Source organism: Nitrospirota bacterium (assembly GCA_020846775.1).
GTDB lineage: Bacteria > Nitrospirota > 9FT-COMBO-42-15 > HDB-SIOI813 > HDB-SIOI813 > RBG-16-43-11.
Map to the genome: position 1 here is coordinate 1 of JADLDG010000024.1, position 18,867 is coordinate 18,867.

The following is an 18,867-nucleotide window of genomic DNA, read 5'->3' on the forward strand; positions in this document are numbered from 1 at the left end:
ATGGGCGCTGCCGGGACAGATGTTGCAATAGAGACAGGAGATATAGTCCTTATGTCTGATGACCTGTCCAAAATACCTTATGTGTTGAACCTGAGCAGGAGGGCGGTCAATAATATCAGGCAGAATATCATTATCTCAATGACTATAATAGGTTTTCTGGTGCCTGTAGCCTTGATGGGGTGGATCGGCCTTGTACCCGGGATTCTGATAAATGAAGTAGGGGGCCTGTTGGTTATTATCAACGGGCTGCGTCTTCTGAGATGATTCAGAACCCCCTACCCCAGCTCTATGGTATCAGGAATTGTTTTTTTAAACCTGGTTGTTATTATAGGGAATGAAGATTAAGGCAAGATTAAACCGGAAAAGTTCTGCAGGCAGCGTTGGCTCATTTCTCAATCCTGTGCTTCTGCATACCATTTGGCACATACCACTTACTTATATTGTATCCTATTCCGATCGGGGCAGGCTCAATTCCATGGAATCTTGCATTGACGATTGGCAGTGCATCAGGGACATAAAGGAACAGGTAAGGGAGTTCATCAGCCAGTATCTCCTGAATCCTGAAGTATGCCTTTTTCCTTTCATTTATGTCGAATGTCCTCCTCCCCTTTTCGAGTAGTTCATCTACTTCTGGATTGTTGTAACTTACGAAGTTAAACTCCTTTTCTTTTGTTTTACTGGAATGCCAGATATCATATTGATCAGGGTCCAGTCCAATGCTCCAGCCGAGGACAACTGCCTCAAATCTCCTTTTATCAATAAACTCATTTATGAAGGTTGACCATTCAAGGGCCCTGATATTTATCTTTATCCCTACCATCTCAAGCCTCCACTGGATAATGGTGGCGGTCTTCATCCTGAGGGAATTTCCCATATTGGTAAGGATAGTGAATTCAAACGGCCTGCCGTCTTTATCCAGAAGACCATCGCCGTCAGTATCCTTCCAGCCGGCCTCGCTCAAGAGTGCCTTTGCCTTCTCAAGGTTATATTCATATTTTTTTGCGTCAGGGTTATATGGCCAGGTGTCAGGCACATATGGTCCTGTTGCCGCCTTACCAAGTCCAAACAGGATGCCTGATACAAGCTCATCCTTATCTATTGCATGTGCGATCGCCTGACGCACCCTCTTGTCCTTGAACCAGGGGTGTTTAAGATTAAAGCCCATGTAGGTGTATGAGAATACAGGGTATCTGAATTTGTTGAAGTTTTTTTCGAAATATGCTGACTGAGTTTGTCTGGTGTATTGAAGAGGGGTCAGTCCCATCCAGTCAACTCCGCCGGCCTGAAGCTCAAGAAACATAGTGGCTGGATCAGGGATTACCCGAAAGACGTATTTGTCTATATATGGTCTCCCTTCGAAGTAGTCTGGATTGGAATCAAGAACTACTTCAGAGCCTGGTGTCCATTTAGAAAGCTTGTATGGTCCCATACCTACAGGTTTACGTCCCAGTTCACTCTTCGTGATATCCTTTCCCTCAAGAAGATGTTTGGGAAGGATCGGAAGACTCCCCCAGCTGCTGAGGGCAGGTGCAAATGGTTTGTCGTATGTGACTCGAAATGTATACCGGTCGGGTGCCTCTGCCTTTTTTACCTGCTTAAAATCCTCGGAATATGCGGTTGGGGTCTTGTCGCTTATTATTGTCCGGTAGCCGAACATTATATCCTCTGAAGTAAATTCAACCCCGTCTGTCCATTTCACGCCCTTTCTAAGGTGAAATGTGATCGTGAGACCGTCTTTTGATATATCCCATGACTCAGCAAGGTCTCCAGTAATGGTTAGGTCTTTGTCATATTTTACGAGGCCGTTAAAAATCAGTCCCGCAACCTCATGGGAGGCACTGTCTCCTGCGAGCATCGGGATAAGAATACTTGGCTCACCTATGGTGCCTTCAACCAGGGTATCCCCGTAAGCAATCTTCCGATCAGCAGTTTCTTTTGCACTTACTGATGCAGGAATATTGTCTGATGCACGCTGACATGCGGAGTTTGCCAAAAGGAGGGGGAGAATAAGTGTTACTAAGATCCTATGTGATATTGAAAGTTTTTTCACCTGACTAAGCGAACCTCTTCTTTCTGCGTTTAGGAGAAAAAACCAGGGAAACAAAGAACATGAATGAAACAAAGAGCACAGTAGTCGCTCCTGAAGGGAGGTCAAGCCAGTAGGAGAGAAAAACACCTCCAACGGAAGACCCTATCCCTATCACTGCTGAATAAAAAAACATTCTTAACATACTATAAGTCAGCTGATATGCTGCAGCTGCCGGCGTAACTATCAATGCAAACACCAGGATGGCGCCTACAGATTTCAGGGAGATCACGATTGTCATGGCTATCATTGTAAGGAGGAGAAAGGAGAGCCATCCTGCAGGGATGCCGCTCGCCCTGGCCAATTCTTCATCAAACGTAATAAAGTGGAATTCTTTGAAAAAGATATAGACCAGAGAAAGGACCACCAGGCCGAGGATAAGTATAACGGCCAAGTCCCCCTTTGTCACAGACAGTATACTCCCGAAAAGATAACCATAAACCTCTGCGTTGTATACCTTCATTAGTCCTATGAACAGTACGGCCAGTGCCATCGTCAGCGAATAGAATATACCTACCGAAGCATCCAGCTTCAGATACCCCATCCGGTTCAGATACCCTACGATCCATACCGTTAACAGGCTGAATACTATGGCAAAATAGAGCGGGTTCAGATTTATGAGGTAACCGAGTGTAACTCCTGCGAAGGCAGCATGCGATGTACCAGCGCCAATGAAAGTCAATTTCCTGAGGATTACAAATACACCTATAATAGAGCATACCAGGCCGATTATGACAGAAGCAATAATGGCCCTCTGTATAAATTCATAAGAGAGCATTTCAATCATAGGTACCCCGTAATTTTTTGAATCCTTCATGCATGGTGGTAGTCTCCGACTATTACATATGTCCCGCCCTCTTGCTTAGCAACTACTACCTGTTTACCGTATATGTCACTCAGTATCTTTTCATCAAGCACCTCTGCAGGTGATCCTATCGCATGAATCTGTTTATTTATAAGGGCCATTCTGTCCACATAGGGACTGATCATGTTTATATCATGGGTAACAAGGAGTACTGTCAGTTTGAGGTTTTTCTGAAGATTGGAAATAAGTTTAATCATACTGTACTGTGTTGGTGTGTCTATACCAGTGGTCGGTTCATCCATAAGCAGAACCTCCGGCTGCTGGACTAAGGCCCTTGCTATCAGTACTCTTTGCTGCTGCCCGCCTGACAGGTGTCCCAGCGGCGCGTCGGTGAACCGGTCCATTTCCACTTCAATGAGGGCTTTTTTCACAAGTTCGCTGTCATCATTTGAAGGTCTCCTGAACAAACCGATAGAACTGTATCTGCCCATCATAACCGTTTCCCTGACCGTTACAGGAAAGTCATAATCTATTTGACCTTTCTGTGGTATATACCCGATCCGGGACTTGTGGTGACAACGCAGCTTATGACAGGCGCAGTCGAATATCTGAACAGATCCCCGGGATGGACGTACCAGACCAAGAATGGATTTCAGAAGTGTGGTCTTGCCTGATCCATTTGGCCCGATAATGCCAAGAAATTCCCCCTGATAGACTTCGAGGTTAATGTCTGTTAAAGCAGTCCTCTGCTGATAGGCAATTGTTGCATTAGAAAATCTGATTATTACATTTTCCGACATCCGAAATTAAGCCTCCAGCTCTGTACTTTACTGCAGTGCCTCCGCAAGCCGGCTGCCGTTATACTCCATCATTTCAATGTATGTGTCCGTTCCTGGCAGGCCGCCTGGTATTGGAGTGAGAGTAATTACCCTTACCCCTGTCTCATCTGCTATAGCCCTTGGGATGTTTGGATTTAACTGTGGCTCAGAGACCAGGACCTTTATGTTTCCTTTTCTAATCTCGCTGATTAGATTGGCCATGTGTTTTGCAGAGGATTCTGTACCTGCCTGCATCTGGATGTTATCCTCTATCTTCAGATTAAACCTCTGTGCAAAATAAGGCCATGCCGGGTGATGCGTAATAATCCTGCGGTTTTTAACACTACTCAATTTCTTTTCTATATCCTTGCGCATCCTGTCTATCTTTATAAAATATTCGGCCTGATTGGAAAGATAATATTTCCTTCCCTCGGGATCAATCTTTGACAGTGCATCTGTAATATGACGTATCATGCTCTTTGCACGTTCGGGATCGAGCCAGATATGTGGGTTCCCCAGATGGTTGTTATGATGATGCAGGTCTGTGCCTTCGCCTCGTATTAAAGGTATTCCCGTTGATGTGGTAATAGTAATCAAATTGCTGTTCGATGCGTTTTTTATCAGAGACGTTACCCATACCTCAAGACCGAGACCTACTTCCACCAGGACCTGAGCTTCTTTAACAATTATTATGTCACTTGGTTTTGGAGTATAAGTATGTTCACTCTCAAGTCCCGAAAGCAGGCTTCTTACCTCCACCCGTTCGCCGCCAACATTCCTTACAAAGTCTTCCAGAATGTTAAGGGTAGTAACGACCTTTATCTTCTTTGGAGTTGCGGCATGTGAAGTACTGAAGATACTACTTATAAAAATAACCGCAACAGTAAGGTATCTGAAAATGGCAAATAATTTCATAAGGTAACAACTATAGCACAGTCAGAGGTAAAAAATAAGGTGGTGTAACGGGGTCAGGTCTTGATTCTTGACTTTCCATATTCATTAATCAACCTGCTTATCGTAGAATAGTGCATCTTCAGATACTCAGCAACCTCCTTCTGACTAAATCCATATCTCATAATGGCTTCTATAATAGTCAGATTCCGTGACTGTTTTTCCTTTAAGACAGCCGTATCAAATAAGCATTCGAGACTCGGTCTGTTAACGTATCTCTGGCTTCTTGGTACCTCTTTGACATCTTCTTTGCACTTTAAGTAAGTTGTAAATTTCTCAATAAAACAATTATCACCAAGCAGTATCTGGCCACTGACTTTAATCCAGATCGATTCTCTTCCTATCCCGGCCCATACAAATTCTTTAAACTTCTTAGCTGCAGCTATTTTGTTTGTATCAAACTGTCCCAATATCCAGTCTATTGTATGGCATGGATGAGAATAGTCTATTCCGGCAGTTGCTCGATAACTGCTCCATTTCCATTCTTCCGGCCTCTTTACCAAATCCGCTCTCACGGGATTTAAAACCACATATCTGTAAGTTTCAAGCAGATGATTTTCCTTCTGGAGCAATACCGCATTATATCTCCCCTGAAATATGTGCCCAACTCGTTTATACTTTTTGTTAAATAACTGGGTATAGACACCGTTTAACTGCCTCATTCCCCTGGAGAGGTTCCCTTCAGGAGTTTCAATAATGATGTGGTAGTGATTGTTCATAAGACAGTATGCATGGCAAAGCCAATTGTATTTCTCATTCACTTTAGTGAGGAGATCTAAAAATATCAGCCGGTCTTCATTATCCCAGAAAATGGGCTTTCGCTCATTGCCTCTTGATGTAACGTGATACAGAGCACTGCAGTATTCTATTCGCAACGGTCTTGCCATAGTTTTTGATTACCAGATTATAATGCAATTATGGAGATACAGGTACTTTCCGGTCTGCTTAGATTATTAACAGATAATAAGCCAAAAGAATGCCAGATTTAAATAAAGCAATATGTTAGATAAAACAGGATGATCAGATATGTATCCCGATATAGGTTGCACATAGGAAAGTGCACTTAATTTCAACATAGCACATGAGTTTGTTATGTAAGATGGGATGGAACTATTGATTAAGATCAAAATTAAAGACCTGACCCCATTTTACATTTTATGTCAGTCTATCTGCTTTTGCAGCAATAATGAAATCGTTTTCCGAAAGTCCTTTTATTGCATGCGTCCAGAGTTCCACGTCTACCCTGTTATAATGAATGCAGATATCAGGGTGATGCCCCTCGTCTTCAGCCAGGTCAGCCAGTGAATTTACAAATATCATCGCCTCTTTGAAATCCCTGAACTTAAATGACCGGAATAAGTGCCCATCCTTTAAAGTCCATAAAGGGATTTCTTTAATAATCAGGACATCTGCTTCCGCTTTATCAAGAACCGGAGTCCCTCCATCACATGGCACACATCTCTTTTTAAGTAAATCCATTTTAAACAACCTCCTGATTCTTACAACATATTGCCAAACCTATCTGTTAGTGCTCAATGTATTTCAAATCCAGCCCCGCGTCAGACAGGTCTTCTACTCGTCCGTCATACTTGTACAGACTGGTGAAGCCTTTGTCTTCAAGAAGCGCAGCTGCCTCAATTAGAGAGCCGCATATATTTCCTCCGCAAAAAATGATAATCTTTTCATCCTTGCGGTCGAAATGTTCGTCAGCCCATTCATTGATATCTTCCACCGAACACCTGATAGCATTCTTAATAACCATATCTTCCCGTGCATTCCTGCTTAATACATCAAGAGGAATAACCTCCTCTTCAGAGTTCAGCATATTTACAAAATCTTCTGTTGTAATATCTCTTACCATTATACTCACCTCAATCCTTTATATGATATTGAAAACCAGTATCAATATTATTGTATGATACCGCAGATCACCTGTCAAGGTGATCACGATCAGGATGGCTGCCCCCGGTAAACGTTTGAGAATTGTCTTCCTGAACTTGTGCTTAACTTATTTCAGTATTGTTTCAGGGCCTGAAATAGATGCTGAATCAGGATTCTGTATTTAATCCCTTTCAGGTCTTCTGTAATATTCATCCAACAGGTCCTGCTTAGTCAGTATTGCTTCGAAATCAACATCATGTTTGAGGATGTTTTCCCTGCCGCCCTCCTGCCTGTCTACGAGGACAATAACTTTTACAACATGCAGTCCCCCGGCCCTTGCGTTCTCGATCGCCTCAATAGTGGATTGTCCGGTTGTCGCCACGTCGTCAACTATAACGACCCTGTTGCCGGTTGTAACGTCTCCTTCTATAACCCTCTTAAGTCCGTATTCCTTGGCCTTCTTCCTGACGGAAAAGGCATTTATGTGTTTACCCTTAAGAACGCTTGTATAAGCCACGGCATCGGCTACAGGGTCTGCACCCATTGTAAGCCCGCCGATCGCATCTATCCCAAGATCTGATATTTTATCGTATATTATGTTGCCGATAAGATATGCGCCCCTCGCATTCTTTGTCGTCTTTCTGCAGTCAATGTAGAGATTGCTTTTTTTACCTGAAGCAAGTTCATAGATTGGTTCATCAGCGACCTTCAGCGACTTTTCGAGAATAATGTCTATTAATTCTTTCAGCATTGGCATCATGAATCTCCAAGGTTAGGTTAAATAGGGACAGCGACTATTTATTCGTTGACGAATAAATAGTCGCTGTCCCTATTTAACCTTCCATATCTGCTGATTGTCAAGCACATTATTAGTTTAATAAAAGATAACGTAGACAAAATGGCCAACGGGCTTTATCCTGTAAGGAGGGTAATTTATTATAAAAAATCAATCTTACAGGAGGCAGCATGGATACCAAAATTGAAAAAGCAACATTTGCCGGCGGCTGTTTCTGGTGTATGGAACCGCCTTTCGAAGGGATTGACGGTGTCCTGGAAGTTGTTACCGGCTACACAGGAGGTCACGTTAAAGATCCGTCTTACGAAGAGGTCTGTGAAGGTGATACAGGACACACAGAGGCTGTTCAGATCACCTATGACCCGTCAAAGATAACATATGACAGGCTCCTTGATGTCTTCTGGAGGCAGATAGATCCGACAGACGCCGGAGGTCAGTTCGTAGACAGGGGGACGCAATACCGCACTGCCATTTTTTATCATTCGGATGAACAAAAGATGGCTGCAGAAAAATCGAAAGCGCAGCTGGAAAAGTCAGGCAGGTATATGAAACCTGTTGTGACAGAGATCCTGCCGTCAGCTGAGTTCTACATCGCTGAGGAGTATCATCAGGATTACTACAAAAAAGAGTCCATGAGATATAAAAATTATCGCAAACATTCCGGTCGCGATAAGGTACTGAAAGGTTTATGGCAGTATCAGAAACCGGATGAGTCAGAGCTGAGGAAGAGACTGACCCCTTTGCAATTCAAGGTTACACAGGAGAAGGGGACAGAGAGGCCTTTTGAGAATGAATACTGCGGCAATAAGAGAGAAGGGATATATGTTGATGTGGTTTCCGGAGAGGTCCTTTTCAGTTCCCGTGACAAGTTCGATTCCGGAACAGGGTGGCCGAGTTTTACAAGGCCTCTTGAGCCTGAAAACATAGTGGAGAAAGAAGACGCGGATCATTTCATGGTAAGGACCGAGGTTAGAAGCAGGAATGCCGGCTCCCACCTTGGCCATGTCTTTCCGGATGGACCTGAACCAACAGGGCTTCGCTACTGCATAAATTCCGCGGCCATTCGTTTTATCCCGAAAGAGGATATGGAAAAAGAGGGGTATGGCGGGTACAGGGACTTACTCATATCTTAGGGCTTCAATCGGCTTAAGTTGTGATGCCTTTTTTGCTGGCCAGATCCCGAATACCATACCCACAGCGACAGAAAAAATTGTTGCCAGGGCAACCGAAGAGATCGAGACTTTAGTAGTCCAGCCTGCTGCGTATGATAATCCGGAGGCAATTCCTATGCCTATAGCTATGCCTATTACGCCGCCGCTAACTGACATCACGACTGCCTCGATGATAAACTGAGTCAATATATCCCTGGAACGTGCACCTATGGCCTTTCGAAGTCCGATTTCCCTGGTACGCTCTGTTACGGAAACTAACATGATGTTCATAATCCCGATGCCGCCGACCAGAAGTGAGATAACTGCAATTGACCCCAGAAGCCAGCTCATTGTTTTTGTGGTGCTCGCAAGTGTTTCCTGAATCTCTGTCAGGTTTCGTATGTCAATGCTTTCTTTGATGTCGCCTGTCAATCTGTGCCTTCGGACTAAAAGTCCTTCAATCTCATCCTGAGCCTGATCTATAACGTCAGGCCCCCGGACCTCCACATCTATCCCATCAACATAATCTTTTCCCAGAACCCGATACATTGCAGTTGAGATCGGAATGACAATCACATCATCCTGATCCCTCCATCCGGTAGCCCCTTTTTCCGGTAAAACCCCAATGACCTTGAAATTTATACGGTTGATCTTAATCTCTGAACCTACGGGGTCGTTTTCCGCAAACAACTCTCTTGCAACTGTCAACCCTAAGACGGCTACCTTGCCACGGCTCCTGACGTCTTCTTCTGTAAAGAACCGTCCCAGAATTGGTTCAGACGCGCGCATTTTGGCGTAATTAACACCTACCCCCTCGAGGCGTGTGCTCCAGTTCTTATTGCTGTATACGACCTGACCCCTTCCGGTTACATTGGGGGTAACCATCTTCACGGGGGGCAATTTAGCAATGGCATCGGCATCTCTGACAGTGAAACGAGTTACTGATCCTGTTTCGAGGGCAACTCCACGCAGCCTGGGTGAACCAGGTCTAACAGAAAGAAGGTTTGATCCAAGGGACGCCAGCCGTTGTTCAAGGGATTCTCTTGCCCCTGCTCCTAAAGCAAGCATGGCAATGACTGCGGCAACCCCGATCAAAATCCCCAGGATCGAGAGGAATGCACGGACTTTGTGAGATAAGATGGCCTGAATGGCCTGCTGCATATGATCAGGCAGCCTTGCTCCGGTTGAATTTACTGCATTAAGGACTTCTTCTATGTGCTGCCTTTCATTCGAAAATCCCTTCCCATCCTCGTCTCTTTCCCTGTCTTTTCGATCTTGTTCCGGGATCTCCCGGCCAGGCGGCATGGCTTTATATCCTTGATTAAATTCAGGATGACGAGATGTTGTTGGTCCCTCTCCTGTATTTACTGCAGCGTCCTTACGTTTGTCCGAAACGATCTTACCGTCCCGCATGAAGATGATACGCCGGGCATGTTCTGCGATCTCATTTTCATGAGTCACCAGGATGATTGTTTTTCCCTGGCGGTTTAATTCTTCCAGGATCGCAATAATTTCCTTCTCACTCTGTGTATCCAGGTTTCCTGTCGGTTCGTCTGCAAAGACGATCAACGGATCGTTGACGAGCGCACGTGCTATCGCAACCCTCTGCTGTTCTCCACCGGATAATTCATTTGGTTTATGATCTTCCCGGTGCGCAAGACCAACCTCCTTTAATCTCTGACTAGCCCTTGCCTTGTTTTGTCTTTTGCCTGAATAGGTCAAAGGGAGATAGGCATTGTCTATGGCAGAGGTACGTGCGAGAAGGTGAAACTGCTGAAACACAAATCCGATAAGGTGATTTCGCAGACAGGCAAGCTCCTGTTCACTGCACGAACTGATCTCCTTATCGTAAATGGTATACGAGCCGGAATCAGGACGATCAAGCATCCCGAGGAGATGCAGTAATGTGGATTTGCCTGAACCGGAGGGTCCCATGATGGCAACAAACTCACCCTGTTCTATTGACAGGCTGACATCCCGGAGTGCCTGAAAGGCAATCTTTCCAGTTCTGTAAGTCTTGTTTATGTTTTTTAAATCAATCAACGTTTTGGCCTTCCCGACGGCATGAACGGACTACCTCCCGAAGTATTCTTTCCCGGCAAGACAGAGTTCTTTTTCTCGACCATTACAACGTCCTGTTCATTAAGCCCGCTGGTAATCTCGACAAAGTTTTCATCAGAAAGTCCGGTCTCAACTTTGCGGGATACTGATTTACCCTGCCCAGGTTCTTTGACTAATACGAATGACCCATCTTTCTCTCGTCTGACCGCATCTAATGGAAGCCGTAAGACATCACGTCGGGATTTTTCAATAATATTTACATTGGCAGTCATCCCTGAGCGAAAGACCTTCGGGACCCTCTGTGGTAAGATATCCACCTCGTAAATAGTGACGTTGCTTATAAGCTTTGATTCGTATGAGATATGATCCACACGGGCGATGACCTTATCTCCGGGATAGGCATCCAAGCTTACGAAGGCATTTTGCCCCACCTTCACCCGTCCTATGTCTGTTTCATCTACCTGGGCCTTTACTATCAATCTGTCAGACAAAACCACGACCGGATCATTTGGGGTAACAGACTGTCCGGGTTCAACTGCCCTTACTATGACCTCGCCGTTTATTGGCGCAATCAGCGGCGTTGGTTTATACACATCTTCCCACTGCTTCAGACTCTCCATGCCCCTTGAGCGTGCTGCATCAAGAAGGGCGGCCCGATCGGTTGAACTCATCCACGCAATTATTTCCCCCTTTTTAACATGACTCCCCTCTACGACAAGGATATTCTCAATTCGTCCGCTGATCGGAGGCTTCATTTCCAGGCGGTTCTGGGGTTGAACAGTACCGGTAGTTGTTATCAAGACCTCGATGTTGCCGCGTCCCGGGATGATAGTCTCATGAACTGCCTTCTTGTCAATGCCAGGATTATAGGTCTTCCAGATCCAGTAACCAGCGCCAAGTACAACAATAATCAATAACCCGTACAATATTCTACTTTTCATTATCCAGCGTTCCTCCTTTAGCCTGAACCCAATCTGCCTCGGCGGTGATGGCGCTTACCTGAGCCTCCAGGGAACTCTTTTTTGACCGCACTAAGGTATCCTCGATGATGATCCAGTCATCAAAGGAGATCAATCCATTGGAATACTGGGCCTCACTTATCTTGGCGCGTGTCACGGCCGACTCCAGAAACTTTTTCTGTACCTCTGCATTATCCATGGCATCCTGGAGTCTCACCCAGGCTTCATTAAGTGCCAGGATAACACTGTCCCGTCCGCTCCGCTCGTCTGCCTGTGCCTGAGCAAGAACAGATTCAGCCCTGTTTACCGAGGCACGCCGGTTACCTCCGTCAAAGAGCGGCAGGGAAACAGTTACCCCTGCTGACCACGATGAATTACCAGGCGGCCAGCTTGCCTCAGAACGCCCGGCATCTGCCATGGCATAAACCTTAGGAAAATAATCGGCCTTTGCTGAAAGTACGCTGTATGAGGCGGACTCTTTCCGGGCTGTCAGCTCAAGAAGAAACGGAGTTGTCGCTGCCAGCTGCTCAAAATCCGGTTTTTCTTTTTGAGCATCCGATATCTCAGGAGTATCTTCTATCTGAACCGGCAGAAACTGCTTTCGGCCTAATTCCTTATTTAAACGCCTCTGCGCGAGATCAATACTCCTCCGGGCCTGTGCAACTTCTGCCTCTGCCTGGGCCAGATTGGCCTCTGCCGTTAAAAGCGCACCTTTATGTTCCCTCCCGGCTTCATATCGCAGCCTGATCAATTCCAGACTGTCACGACGCCGGAGGGCGATGTCACTGGTAATCTTTAATAACTCCTGCTCCTTTAGCAGATTGACAAATGCATAACGAAGGCGGAGGCGCACGTTGGAAGAGGTAGTCAGGTAGCTGAATTGTGCCGAGGCACTGTTTTGTCTGGCCTCATTAACCTGGTTTCTTGTCTTCGAGCCGTCATAAAGCAATTGCGATCCGCTAATGCCGTAAGAATAATGTTCTGATGTACCGGAGGAGGATTCTCCAAATGGAGTAATCCCAGCATTAAGCCCGACTTGAGGAGACAGGGGGCTGCCGGCACTATCCTCAATGGCTCTGGACTGGTTGATCCTCTCCCGGGAAGAGATTATGTCAGGATGGCTCCTTAACGCCTCATCAACGCAATCATGCCATGTATAGTTCGTTTGTGCCTGAATATCAAATGGCAGCAGGATACCGGTAATGAAAAAACAAACCAGCATTCGACTGCACCACAGATAAAATTGTTCTTCACACATATTATGAAAACTTGCCCAAAACCTGTTGTTCATCCCTTTTTCCCTGAACCGCCAGCTGAATTAGTTTAAGTATTGTTTCAGGATCTCCTTTTAATCAATTATTTTAATGAGCCATATGCCTGCCAGGGACTGCCTGGTCCTTTTTTAACTTCATAAATTTACTGAATTGTTCCGGGGTGAGAATTTTGCGCACCTCAAGAATTCCTTCTAAACGATAATCTTCCATACGGGCCTTCAGGGATTTTAATTCGTCGTGAACCTGTTGAACCCTATGTATATTAAAGTCTTTTTTTTGAAGCTCGTCACCGAGCTGCTCTCTTTTAGCCTTGATCTCTTTATGTAATGTATCCATCTGAGAGCGATGCCTTTCACGGTGATCTTTCAGCTGTTTATCCTGTAACGGTGTTAAACCCAGTTGCTTATACATTTCGGATATATTTTCTTCCCATCTTGCCTTTTTGCTATCCCCTTCATCACCGTCGAAAGGTCTGCCCGAAGATGCATAGGCAATTGATGAAATTATAAGGGTAATTACCATCCCTATAAAAAGGATAATATGCAATTGTTTATGCGTTTTCATTTTATATCCCTCCTATAAAAAATATTTTTCAATATCCGTCCCGTAATCCGCCTGGTCATCGGATTGATGATCAGACAGCTCATCTGCCACATAGCTGATAGATTTTGCACCTGATTCTGAAGGCTGCGATAAAACTGCAACTTCCGGGTTTTTTGTATTAAAATACGCCATTGCAATCAGAGCGATTACAGATACAGCCAACAGGGCAAATGCAGGTCTGTTTAAACTGACCGATTGTCTTGCTCTGCGGATCATCTCAACGAATGGATTGGATAAGGATGCTTCTGGCTGTTCCTCCTTAATGCGCTGTTTAATGTTGTTCCACACCCTTTCATGCGTAAGTGAAATCTTCGTTGCTCCCGAAAACGGTTCTACCAAAGACTTACAGATGGCCTCTGAGTATTGCAGGCATTGGACACATGACCTTAGATGCATTTCAATTTCTGCTGTACTCTCTGCATTCAATTGCCTGTCCGGATAATCTGTCAGCAGATATTCCTGAATGTCTTTACATATCATCCTGCATTACCTCTTTTCGAAGAGCCAGCATTGTTTCCCTCGCCCTCTTAATCCGGGATCGTACTGTGTTTACCGGAATCTGCAATGTCTCGGCAATCTCCTGATAACTTAAACCTTCTATACTTCGAAGAACTATGCATGCCCTTTGATCAGGTGTGATGGCATTTAACAGGGACGTGATGACTTTCTCATTGAAATCCACGCCGACAATATCCGGTGCCCTTTCGTTTGCATTTACAAGGTCTGAGACTTCAATAAACCCCGCAATTTCACTATGGTGTTTTGAACTCTTCCTGGAATAGTTGATCGCTGTATTCACTGTGATCCTGTATATCCATGTCTTAAGGGATGACTCAAAGCGAAACAATTTAAGCTGACGATAGATGTTCAGAAAAACATCCTGAGCAACCTCCTCGGCATCATCCCGGTTGTTGACGACCCTGCAGGCCACGTTGGAAACAAAATCAACATACTCCCTATAGATCATTTCGAAGGCGTCAATGTCACCCTCTGATGCCCTGATAATGATGTTTCCGGTGATGTCATGCATGTTCAGATTGTTTCCATGTTTATTTAGACAAGCGAAAGTTAAAAAAGTTCCCTGCTGCTACTATAAGATAATATCCTGACTCCCTTTACCAAACAGCTCGCCCATGAGTTTCTCCATCCTTGGTATAAGGTTTAATGATGTCATTGCACATAATACACCGGGAGAATGGTTTATAAGGGTACGGTGAGTTCTGAGTCCCTGACACGAACTACATCCGCCCGGGTTTGATTGAGACGTCGTTCGTATTATTAATCACGTGCCGAGACGTTGTCAATCGTGTCCGCTTCACGGGCGGCGATTAGTTAGAGACCCGTCCACTGGAAGCTGAGGTTAGGCCGATTACTAAGGAATAGGGTTTACTTATCGCGCAAAGTCATAGGTAATCTCAGTGGCGCGCCCACGCCAGTATGGCCATGACCCCTCCGGTAATTCCCACGCCACTTCACCCTCCAGCGGAACGCGCATGCCGTCTCGCATATCGTAGCCCCAGAACCGGCCCTTCCATGGTGTGGCAACCAGTGCGCCATTCACAGTACGGGGGCGCGCAGCAGCCCTCACACCGCTGATGAGTCCTTCCTCATTAAACTGGAAGACGAGAGAAGCAGTGGTCACTCCATCCGTAAGAGTCGCTTTCGCCGACCCAGCGTCAGCCTCCCAGCGAATGCCTTGGCTGGGCAACAGGGCCGTCGGGTACCATACTGCTTCTGCGAGAAAGCGCATCAACTCGCCTTGTGCTGCTTCGGGTGTTCCGCGTATGTCGGCAAGGGTCACCAGACCGAGCAGCTCTACATGCAGGATACCCTCACCAGCAACATAGGCATCGTGGGCAAATACATTGCCATTACACTAACCGTTTTGACTAATATTCCTTAAGTTATAATATACTATGATGAGCAGAATATTTAAACGATGACTTCAGAAAGAAATGCTCAGAAAGTGCTATACTGGAAATCTAAAACCAGGGTAGTTGAATCCATGACCAAGGAACAGATACGGCAGACTTATGACAGGATTGCCAACTGGTATGATCTGATAGAGATGGTACCCGAGTTACTTGGTGTGAGAAGACTTCGGCATGAAATGCTGCAACGGGCATCTGGAAAAGTTCTCGAGGTAGCTGCGGGTGCAGGAAAGAATCTCCGCGATTACCCCAGGACGTGTCAGATCCCCAGGGTGTCAAATATGGGGTTGAAATGAGCAATGAATGGGTTGAAGTTTTAATTACCTGTGATTCCATTGAAGCGGAGATGATAAAAGACCTTCTTGAGAGTGGAGGGATGCCTGTGATCTTGAGATCCTCAAAGGTGGCCCCTTATCCTGTAAATATAGGCAGGATGGGAGAGATCAGGATTTTAGTCAGGGAGGAGGATAAGGATGCAGCAAAGGAAGTGATAACTGGATAAGTGTCCTGTCATTACTATAGAAATATGCAGCTATATCTTTACTTAATCCTGATTAGTTTTATTTTCATTACTGTGTACCGCTATCTGCCTTAATCTTTTTTCGATCAGGAGCAGAACTTTCTTTGCTGACATAATCCTCTTGAGTTTCATCGGTTCCATCGTCTCCTTCCCAGGTTTTCCGCTTATGCTTTATTTGTCCAGAAGGAATGAGAGAGAGGCAGACAGATATGCATGTGACTTGACGCAAAGTACAGACGGCATGATTAGCGCCCTGATAAAGATGATTGCGGGCTTGCTCCAGGGTAAATAATGCGCCTTTGAATTAACTGGGGCGGTTTAGTGATTTGAACTTACATAAAGCCTGAAACAGATTAATTATATAGTGTAATGATTCCGACTATTACTGTCATGGCGAATTTCAAAGTCCATACGAAAATTATAATCCTCCTTTTTATCCTTACCGCACTTTTCCTGTCTATTTTCTACTTTTATTGGAACAACAAATCCGACCAGGAAAATCTCCTGATAAACAACAAGGAGCACGACCTTCGGATTTTGTTCGACAAAGTTGTGCAGCTCAAAAGAGTCCCTTTTGAAAAACATGTCTATTTTGAATACTCACTTTGGGATGAAATGGCATCCTTTGTGTCCTCGGGTGATGAAAAATGGGCTTTCACCCAAATTGGATCCGCACTGGAAACGTATACGCTCCATGCCGGCTGGATCTATGATAGATCCTTCCGACTCAAATTCTCACTGAACAGTCTGAATGACGATACCATAAATGAACTACCCATATCGAGGGAAGAACTGCCGAAATTATTCTCCAAAGGATATTATTCCCATTTTTTCATTCAGACCCAGCATGGTTTGATGGAGATTTTCGGTGCAACGATTCATCCAACTACCGACTCTAACCGGCAATCAGCGATCCGGGGATACTATTTTGCCGGTCATTTATGGGATCAAGCATACATCAGCGATCTGGAGAAATTAACAAACGGCCGGATCTTTTTGAAACCTCTTTCAGGGGGCAATACTGCAGAGAACTCCGCATCTTCGGTGAAAACAGGGGTAATTGAGCTGACGCGGGACCTGTTAAGCTGGAATCATCAACCGCTCATGCGGGTTGTGGTTCTCAGTGAGACACCGATGATCAAACTCTTTCATGATGCGTCGAACCGCGACTTAGTACTGTTTCTCCTCTTTACAATCGGTATGATTTTGACTTTATCCATTTTACTTACCCGCTGGGTCAGCAGGCCTCTGGCCTCTATATCTGCAGCTTTGACAGCCGAAAATCCGGACTTGATCGTTTCACTCATTCAGGAAAAAACTGAATTTGGTCATATAGCCAGAATGATCAAACAATATTTTGCTCATAGAAACATTCTAATCCGGGAAATTGAAGACCGGGAAATGGCGGAATCAGCGGCCGCACGGACAAACGAGACATTGCAAGCCATATTTGAAGCATTTCCGGACTCCAATTTTCAAATGGATTCCAAAGGTACTATTTTGGATTTCCATGTCGGTCGGGAAATGGCGCTGTTTGTTCCATCAGAAGAAGTCAGGGGCAAACAGATCTCTGAAATTATCCCGCCTGACATTGGCTGCCAATTCCATTCCGCCATCAAGGAGGTCCTCCGGACGCAAAAGATCACAGGAATCGAGTATTGGTTATCCATGCCTACAGGTGAACGGGCCTATGAGGCCCGGCTATTGCCGTTACGGGATGCCAGAGTCATAGCAATTATCCGGGATATAACAGACCGGAAGCTTCTTGAAGGGGAGTTGAAAGAGATGTCCAGCATTGATGAACTGACGAAACTTCACAATCGTCGTGGATTTTTTCACCTGACTGAACATCTGATGAAAACCGCCAGACGAATGCGGCAAAGAGTAGTGTTATTGTTCATTGACCTGGACGGAATGAAGCAGATCAATGATACGTTCGGTCATAGCGAAGGGGATAAAGCACTGACAATGATGGCCCGTATGTTTAAAAAAACTTTGCGGGATTCGGATATCATTGCACGCATCGGCGGCGATGAATTCGTAGTCTTTGGAATTATCCAGCATGAATCCGATGAAAATATTATCTGTCACCGCATCCAGACGGAAATAGACACATTAAACAAATCCGGGCTTTACCCCTATAAGTTTTCCGTAAGCATCGGGATTTCCTGTTATGATCCTGATAATCCAGTTTCGATTGATGAAATGCTCCAAAAGGCGGATAAACTGATGTACGAAGAAAAACGTTTTCGAAAACAACCCGCATAAAAAAATCCCTTCCGTTAAATCATTATTACAGCCATGCATTGATTATTATGCATGTATATTGTATCGTCGTTGATAAGGTATGGAGATATTTCAGGCACAATCCACAAGTAAATAAAATGGGCATAAATCTTTCTTCATTAGGTGAGGTGATCAGGCATTATTCGTTTACTGCAGGGTCACTTGAAGATGCGCTGCAGCAGATGCAGCGGCTGGGACCACAGGACGGGGACGGGCACCATGCAGCATCATGCGACATACAGGCAGGGGTATTGCTGCCGGATCTTGAAATAAGCATCATCCCGGGCAGCTCGGTGGAAGTTCCCAATGTGCCGGCGGAGATGCGGTGGTCTGCCTCTGCACGGATTACACAGGCAACTCTGGGATACAGTGTAAATTTTCTCTTCCCTCAGTGGTCCAATGTGGAAGGTTTATCACATCCTGTTCAAAATGAATGGCAGCGCTATATTCGGTGCCTCCTGTCTCACGAACGCGGTCATCTCAGGGTTGCGATGCCTGTCCTAAGGAGATATCTGAGCTACTATCAGGATTTAAGCACCGCAGGCGCAGGCCGGACAAGACTGGCGGCCGAGGAGATAGCCAGAAGGGATTTACGGAATCAGATTCCTGCTGTCTTCAGTTTATTTGCCCATGATACCCAGCAGGCAAGTGACCTCTATGATCAAAGAACGCGCCACGGGAGAACTCAGGGCGCCCAATTGAGAACCAATCCCGCAAGGGGCAGCCGCCATTAAAGATATACATA

The 18,867-nt window shown here is 45.3% G+C and carries 21 protein-coding genes and 1 pseudogene; 7 read left to right on the forward strand and 15 right to left on the reverse strand.

Features of this window, described 5'->3' with window-relative positions; translation table 11 throughout:
* The coding region (locus tag IT392_04020; protein ID MCC6543654.1) for a cation-transporting P-type ATPase at window positions 1–264 on the forward strand (264 nt) is incomplete at its 5' end.
* Window positions 265–385: 121 nt separating this feature from the next.
* Here the strand turns inward: IT392_04020 and IT392_04025 are convergent.
* The 8 genes from IT392_04025 to pyrE form a co-directional block, all read right to left on the reverse strand.
* On the reverse strand, window positions 386–1,855 hold the full coding sequence (locus IT392_04025) for a peptide-binding protein (protein ID MCC6543655.1): 1,470 nt from the start codon (window positions 1,853–1,855) through the stop codon (window positions 386–388).
* Between the two features lie 199 nt (window positions 1,856–2,054).
* Entirely contained in the window at window positions 2,055–2,873 is an 819-nt protein-coding gene (locus tag IT392_04030; GenBank protein ID MCC6543656.1) for a metal ABC transporter permease, read from the reverse strand.
* A gap of 26 nt (window positions 2,874–2,899) precedes the next feature.
* On the reverse strand, window positions 2,900–3,691 hold the full coding sequence (locus tag IT392_04035) for a metal ABC transporter ATP-binding protein (protein ID MCC6543657.1): 792 nt from the start codon (window positions 3,689–3,691) through the stop codon (window positions 2,900–2,902).
* A gap of 27 nt (window positions 3,692–3,718) precedes the next feature.
* A complete protein-coding gene (locus IT392_04040) occupies window positions 3,719–4,624 on the reverse strand; it encodes a zinc ABC transporter substrate-binding protein (GenBank protein ID MCC6543658.1) in 906 nt (301 codons plus the stop codon).
* 53 nt (window positions 4,625–4,677) lie between these two features.
* Window positions 4,678–5,547, reverse strand: coding sequence for a transposase (locus tag IT392_04045; protein MCC6543659.1), 870 nt, complete (start codon window positions 5,545–5,547; stop codon window positions 4,678–4,680).
* A 268-nt stretch (window positions 5,548–5,815) separates the two neighbouring features.
* Complete coding sequence (locus tag IT392_04050; GenBank protein ID MCC6543660.1) at window positions 5,816–6,139, reverse strand: 4a-hydroxytetrahydrobiopterin dehydratase; 324 nt, start codon at window positions 6,137–6,139, stop codon at window positions 5,816–5,818.
* Window positions 6,140–6,185: 46 nt separating this feature from the next.
* Window positions 6,186–6,521: a rhodanese-like domain-containing protein gene (locus IT392_04055; GenBank protein MCC6543661.1), complete on the reverse strand. Its 336-nt coding sequence runs from the start codon at window positions 6,519–6,521 to the stop codon at window positions 6,186–6,188.
* 201 nt (window positions 6,522–6,722) lie between these two features.
* Window positions 6,723–7,292, reverse strand: a complete 570-nt coding sequence (gene pyrE / locus IT392_04060; protein MCC6543662.1) for an orotate phosphoribosyltransferase — start codon at window positions 7,290–7,292, stop codon at window positions 6,723–6,725.
* A gap of 215 nt (window positions 7,293–7,507) precedes the next feature.
* On the opposite strand from pyrE, the gene msrA reads away from it, so the two are divergent.
* The gene (msrA, locus tag IT392_04065) at window positions 7,508–8,470 is read left to right on the forward strand and encodes a peptide-methionine (S)-S-oxide reductase MsrA (protein MCC6543663.1); all 963 of its coding nucleotides are present in this window, start codon (window positions 7,508–7,510) and stop codon (window positions 8,468–8,470) included.
* Here the strand turns inward: msrA and IT392_04070 are convergent.
* From IT392_04070 to IT392_04100, 7 genes and pseudogenes are all read right to left on the reverse strand, one after another.
* Window positions 8,456–10,531: an ABC transporter permease gene (locus IT392_04070; protein ID MCC6543664.1), complete on the reverse strand. Its 2,076-nt coding sequence runs from the start codon at window positions 10,529–10,531 to the stop codon at window positions 8,456–8,458. The genes msrA and IT392_04070 overlap by 15 nt on opposite strands.
* Entirely contained in the window at window positions 10,528–11,490 is a 963-nt protein-coding gene (locus tag IT392_04075) for an efflux RND transporter periplasmic adaptor subunit (protein ID MCC6543665.1), read from the reverse strand. Before IT392_04075 ends, IT392_04070 begins: the two co-directional genes overlap by 4 nt.
* On the reverse strand, window positions 11,480–12,799 hold the full coding sequence (locus IT392_04080; GenBank protein MCC6543666.1) for a TolC family protein: 1,320 nt from the start codon (window positions 12,797–12,799) through the stop codon (window positions 11,480–11,482). The genes IT392_04075 and IT392_04080 overlap by 11 nt, the downstream gene beginning before the upstream one ends.
* Before the next feature lie 70 nt (window positions 12,800–12,869).
* Complete coding sequence (locus tag IT392_04085; GenBank protein MCC6543667.1) at window positions 12,870–13,346, reverse strand: periplasmic heavy metal sensor; 477 nt, start codon at window positions 13,344–13,346, stop codon at window positions 12,870–12,872.
* A gap of 12 nt (window positions 13,347–13,358) precedes the next feature.
* Window positions 13,359–13,865 (reverse strand): zf-HC2 domain-containing protein, encoded by a 507-nt coding sequence (locus IT392_04090; GenBank protein MCC6543668.1) that lies wholly within the window; start codon window positions 13,863–13,865, stop codon window positions 13,359–13,361.
* Window positions 13,855–14,415: a sigma-70 family RNA polymerase sigma factor gene (locus IT392_04095; GenBank protein MCC6543669.1), complete on the reverse strand. Its 561-nt coding sequence runs from the start codon at window positions 14,413–14,415 to the stop codon at window positions 13,855–13,857. The genes IT392_04090 and IT392_04095 overlap by 11 nt, the downstream gene beginning before the upstream one ends.
* A gap of 360 nt (window positions 14,416–14,775) precedes the next feature.
* Window positions 14,776–15,240 (reverse strand): annotated as a pseudogene (locus tag IT392_04100) (hypothetical protein).
* A gap of 84 nt (window positions 15,241–15,324) precedes the next feature.
* Here IT392_04100 and IT392_04105 point away from each other — a divergent pair.
* The 5 genes from IT392_04105 to IT392_04125 all read left to right on the forward strand — a co-directional run bounded on the left by IT392_04105 (window position 15,325) and on the right by IT392_04125 (window position 18,856).
* Entirely contained in the window at window positions 15,325–15,612 is a 288-nt protein-coding gene (locus IT392_04105) for a hypothetical protein (GenBank protein MCC6543670.1), read from the forward strand.
* The gene (locus IT392_04110; protein ID MCC6543671.1) at window positions 15,609–15,818 is read left to right on the forward strand and encodes a DUF2007 domain-containing protein; all 210 of its coding nucleotides are present in this window, start codon (window positions 15,609–15,611) and stop codon (window positions 15,816–15,818) included. Before IT392_04105 ends, IT392_04110 begins: the two co-directional genes overlap by 4 nt.
* Window positions 15,819–15,957: 139 nt before the next feature.
* Window positions 15,958–16,128 carry a M48 family metalloprotease gene (locus tag IT392_04115; protein ID MCC6543672.1) on the forward strand — a complete coding sequence of 57 codons (171 nt, stop codon included), beginning with the start codon at window positions 15,958–15,960 and terminating at the stop codon, window positions 16,126–16,128.
* Window positions 16,129–16,205: 77 nt separating this feature from the next.
* Window positions 16,206–18,104 carry a diguanylate cyclase gene (locus IT392_04120; GenBank protein MCC6543673.1) on the forward strand — a complete coding sequence of 633 codons (1,899 nt, stop codon included), beginning with the start codon at window positions 16,206–16,208 and terminating at the stop codon, window positions 18,102–18,104.
* 47 nt (window positions 18,105–18,151) lie between these two features.
* Window positions 18,152–18,856, forward strand: coding sequence for a DUF922 domain-containing protein (locus IT392_04125; GenBank protein MCC6543674.1), 705 nt, complete (start codon window positions 18,152–18,154; stop codon window positions 18,854–18,856).
* Window positions 18,857–18,867: the final 11 nt, after the last annotated feature.

What these genes read in the sequence shown, in the direction of transcription:
- IT392_04025 (MCC6543655.1), bottom strand. Translation starts at nt 1,855, where the DNA reads ATGCTCGCAGGAGACAGTGCCTCCCATGAGGTTGCGGGACTGATTTTT.
- IT392_04110 (MCC6543671.1), top strand. Translation starts at nt 15,609, where the DNA reads ATGAGCAATGAATGGGTTGAAGTTTTAATTACCTGTGATTCCATTGAA.
- IT392_04035 (MCC6543657.1), bottom strand. Translation starts at nt 3,691, where the DNA reads ATGTCGGAAAATGTAATAATCAGATTTTCTAATGCAACAATTGCCTAT.
- IT392_04120 (MCC6543673.1), top strand. Translation starts at nt 16,206, where the DNA reads ATGATTCCGACTATTACTGTCATGGCGAATTTCAAAGTCCATACGAAA.
- IT392_04080 (MCC6543666.1), bottom strand. Translation starts at nt 12,799, where the DNA reads ATGAACAACAGGTTTTGGGCAAGTTTTCATAATATGTGTGAAGAACAA.
- pyrE (MCC6543662.1), bottom strand. Translation starts at nt 7,292, where the DNA reads ATGCTGAAAGAATTAATAGACATTATTCTCGAAAAGTCGCTGAAGGTC.
- IT392_04045 (MCC6543659.1), bottom strand. Translation starts at nt 5,547, where the DNA reads ATGGCAAGACCGTTGCGAATAGAATACTGCAGTGCTCTGTATCACGTT.
- IT392_04055 (MCC6543661.1), bottom strand. Translation starts at nt 6,521, where the DNA reads ATGGTAAGAGATATTACAACAGAAGATTTTGTAAATATGCTGAACTCT.
- IT392_04030 (MCC6543656.1), bottom strand. Translation starts at nt 2,873, where the DNA reads ATGATTGAAATGCTCTCTTATGAATTTATACAGAGGGCCATTATTGCT.
- IT392_04090 (MCC6543668.1), bottom strand. Translation starts at nt 13,865, where the DNA reads ATGATATGTAAAGACATTCAGGAATATCTGCTGACAGATTATCCGGAC.
- IT392_04040 (MCC6543658.1), bottom strand. Translation starts at nt 4,624, where the DNA reads ATGAAATTATTTGCCATTTTCAGATACCTTACTGTTGCGGTTATTTTT.
- IT392_04075 (MCC6543665.1), bottom strand. Translation starts at nt 11,490, where the DNA reads ATGAAAAGTAGAATATTGTACGGGTTATTGATTATTGTTGTACTTGGC.
- IT392_04105 (MCC6543670.1), top strand. Translation starts at nt 15,325, where the DNA reads ATGACTTCAGAAAGAAATGCTCAGAAAGTGCTATACTGGAAATCTAAA.
- IT392_04125 (MCC6543674.1), top strand. Translation starts at nt 18,152, where the DNA reads ATGCATGTATATTGTATCGTCGTTGATAAGGTATGGAGATATTTCAGG.
- msrA (MCC6543663.1), top strand. Translation starts at nt 7,508, where the DNA reads ATGGATACCAAAATTGAAAAAGCAACATTTGCCGGCGGCTGTTTCTGG.
- IT392_04085 (MCC6543667.1), bottom strand. Translation starts at nt 13,346, where the DNA reads ATGAAAACGCATAAACAATTGCATATTATCCTTTTTATAGGGATGGTA.
- IT392_04050 (MCC6543660.1), bottom strand. Translation starts at nt 6,139, where the DNA reads ATGGATTTACTTAAAAAGAGATGTGTGCCATGTGATGGAGGGACTCCG.
- IT392_04095 (MCC6543669.1), bottom strand. Translation starts at nt 14,415, where the DNA reads ATGCATGACATCACCGGAAACATCATTATCAGGGCATCAGAGGGTGAC.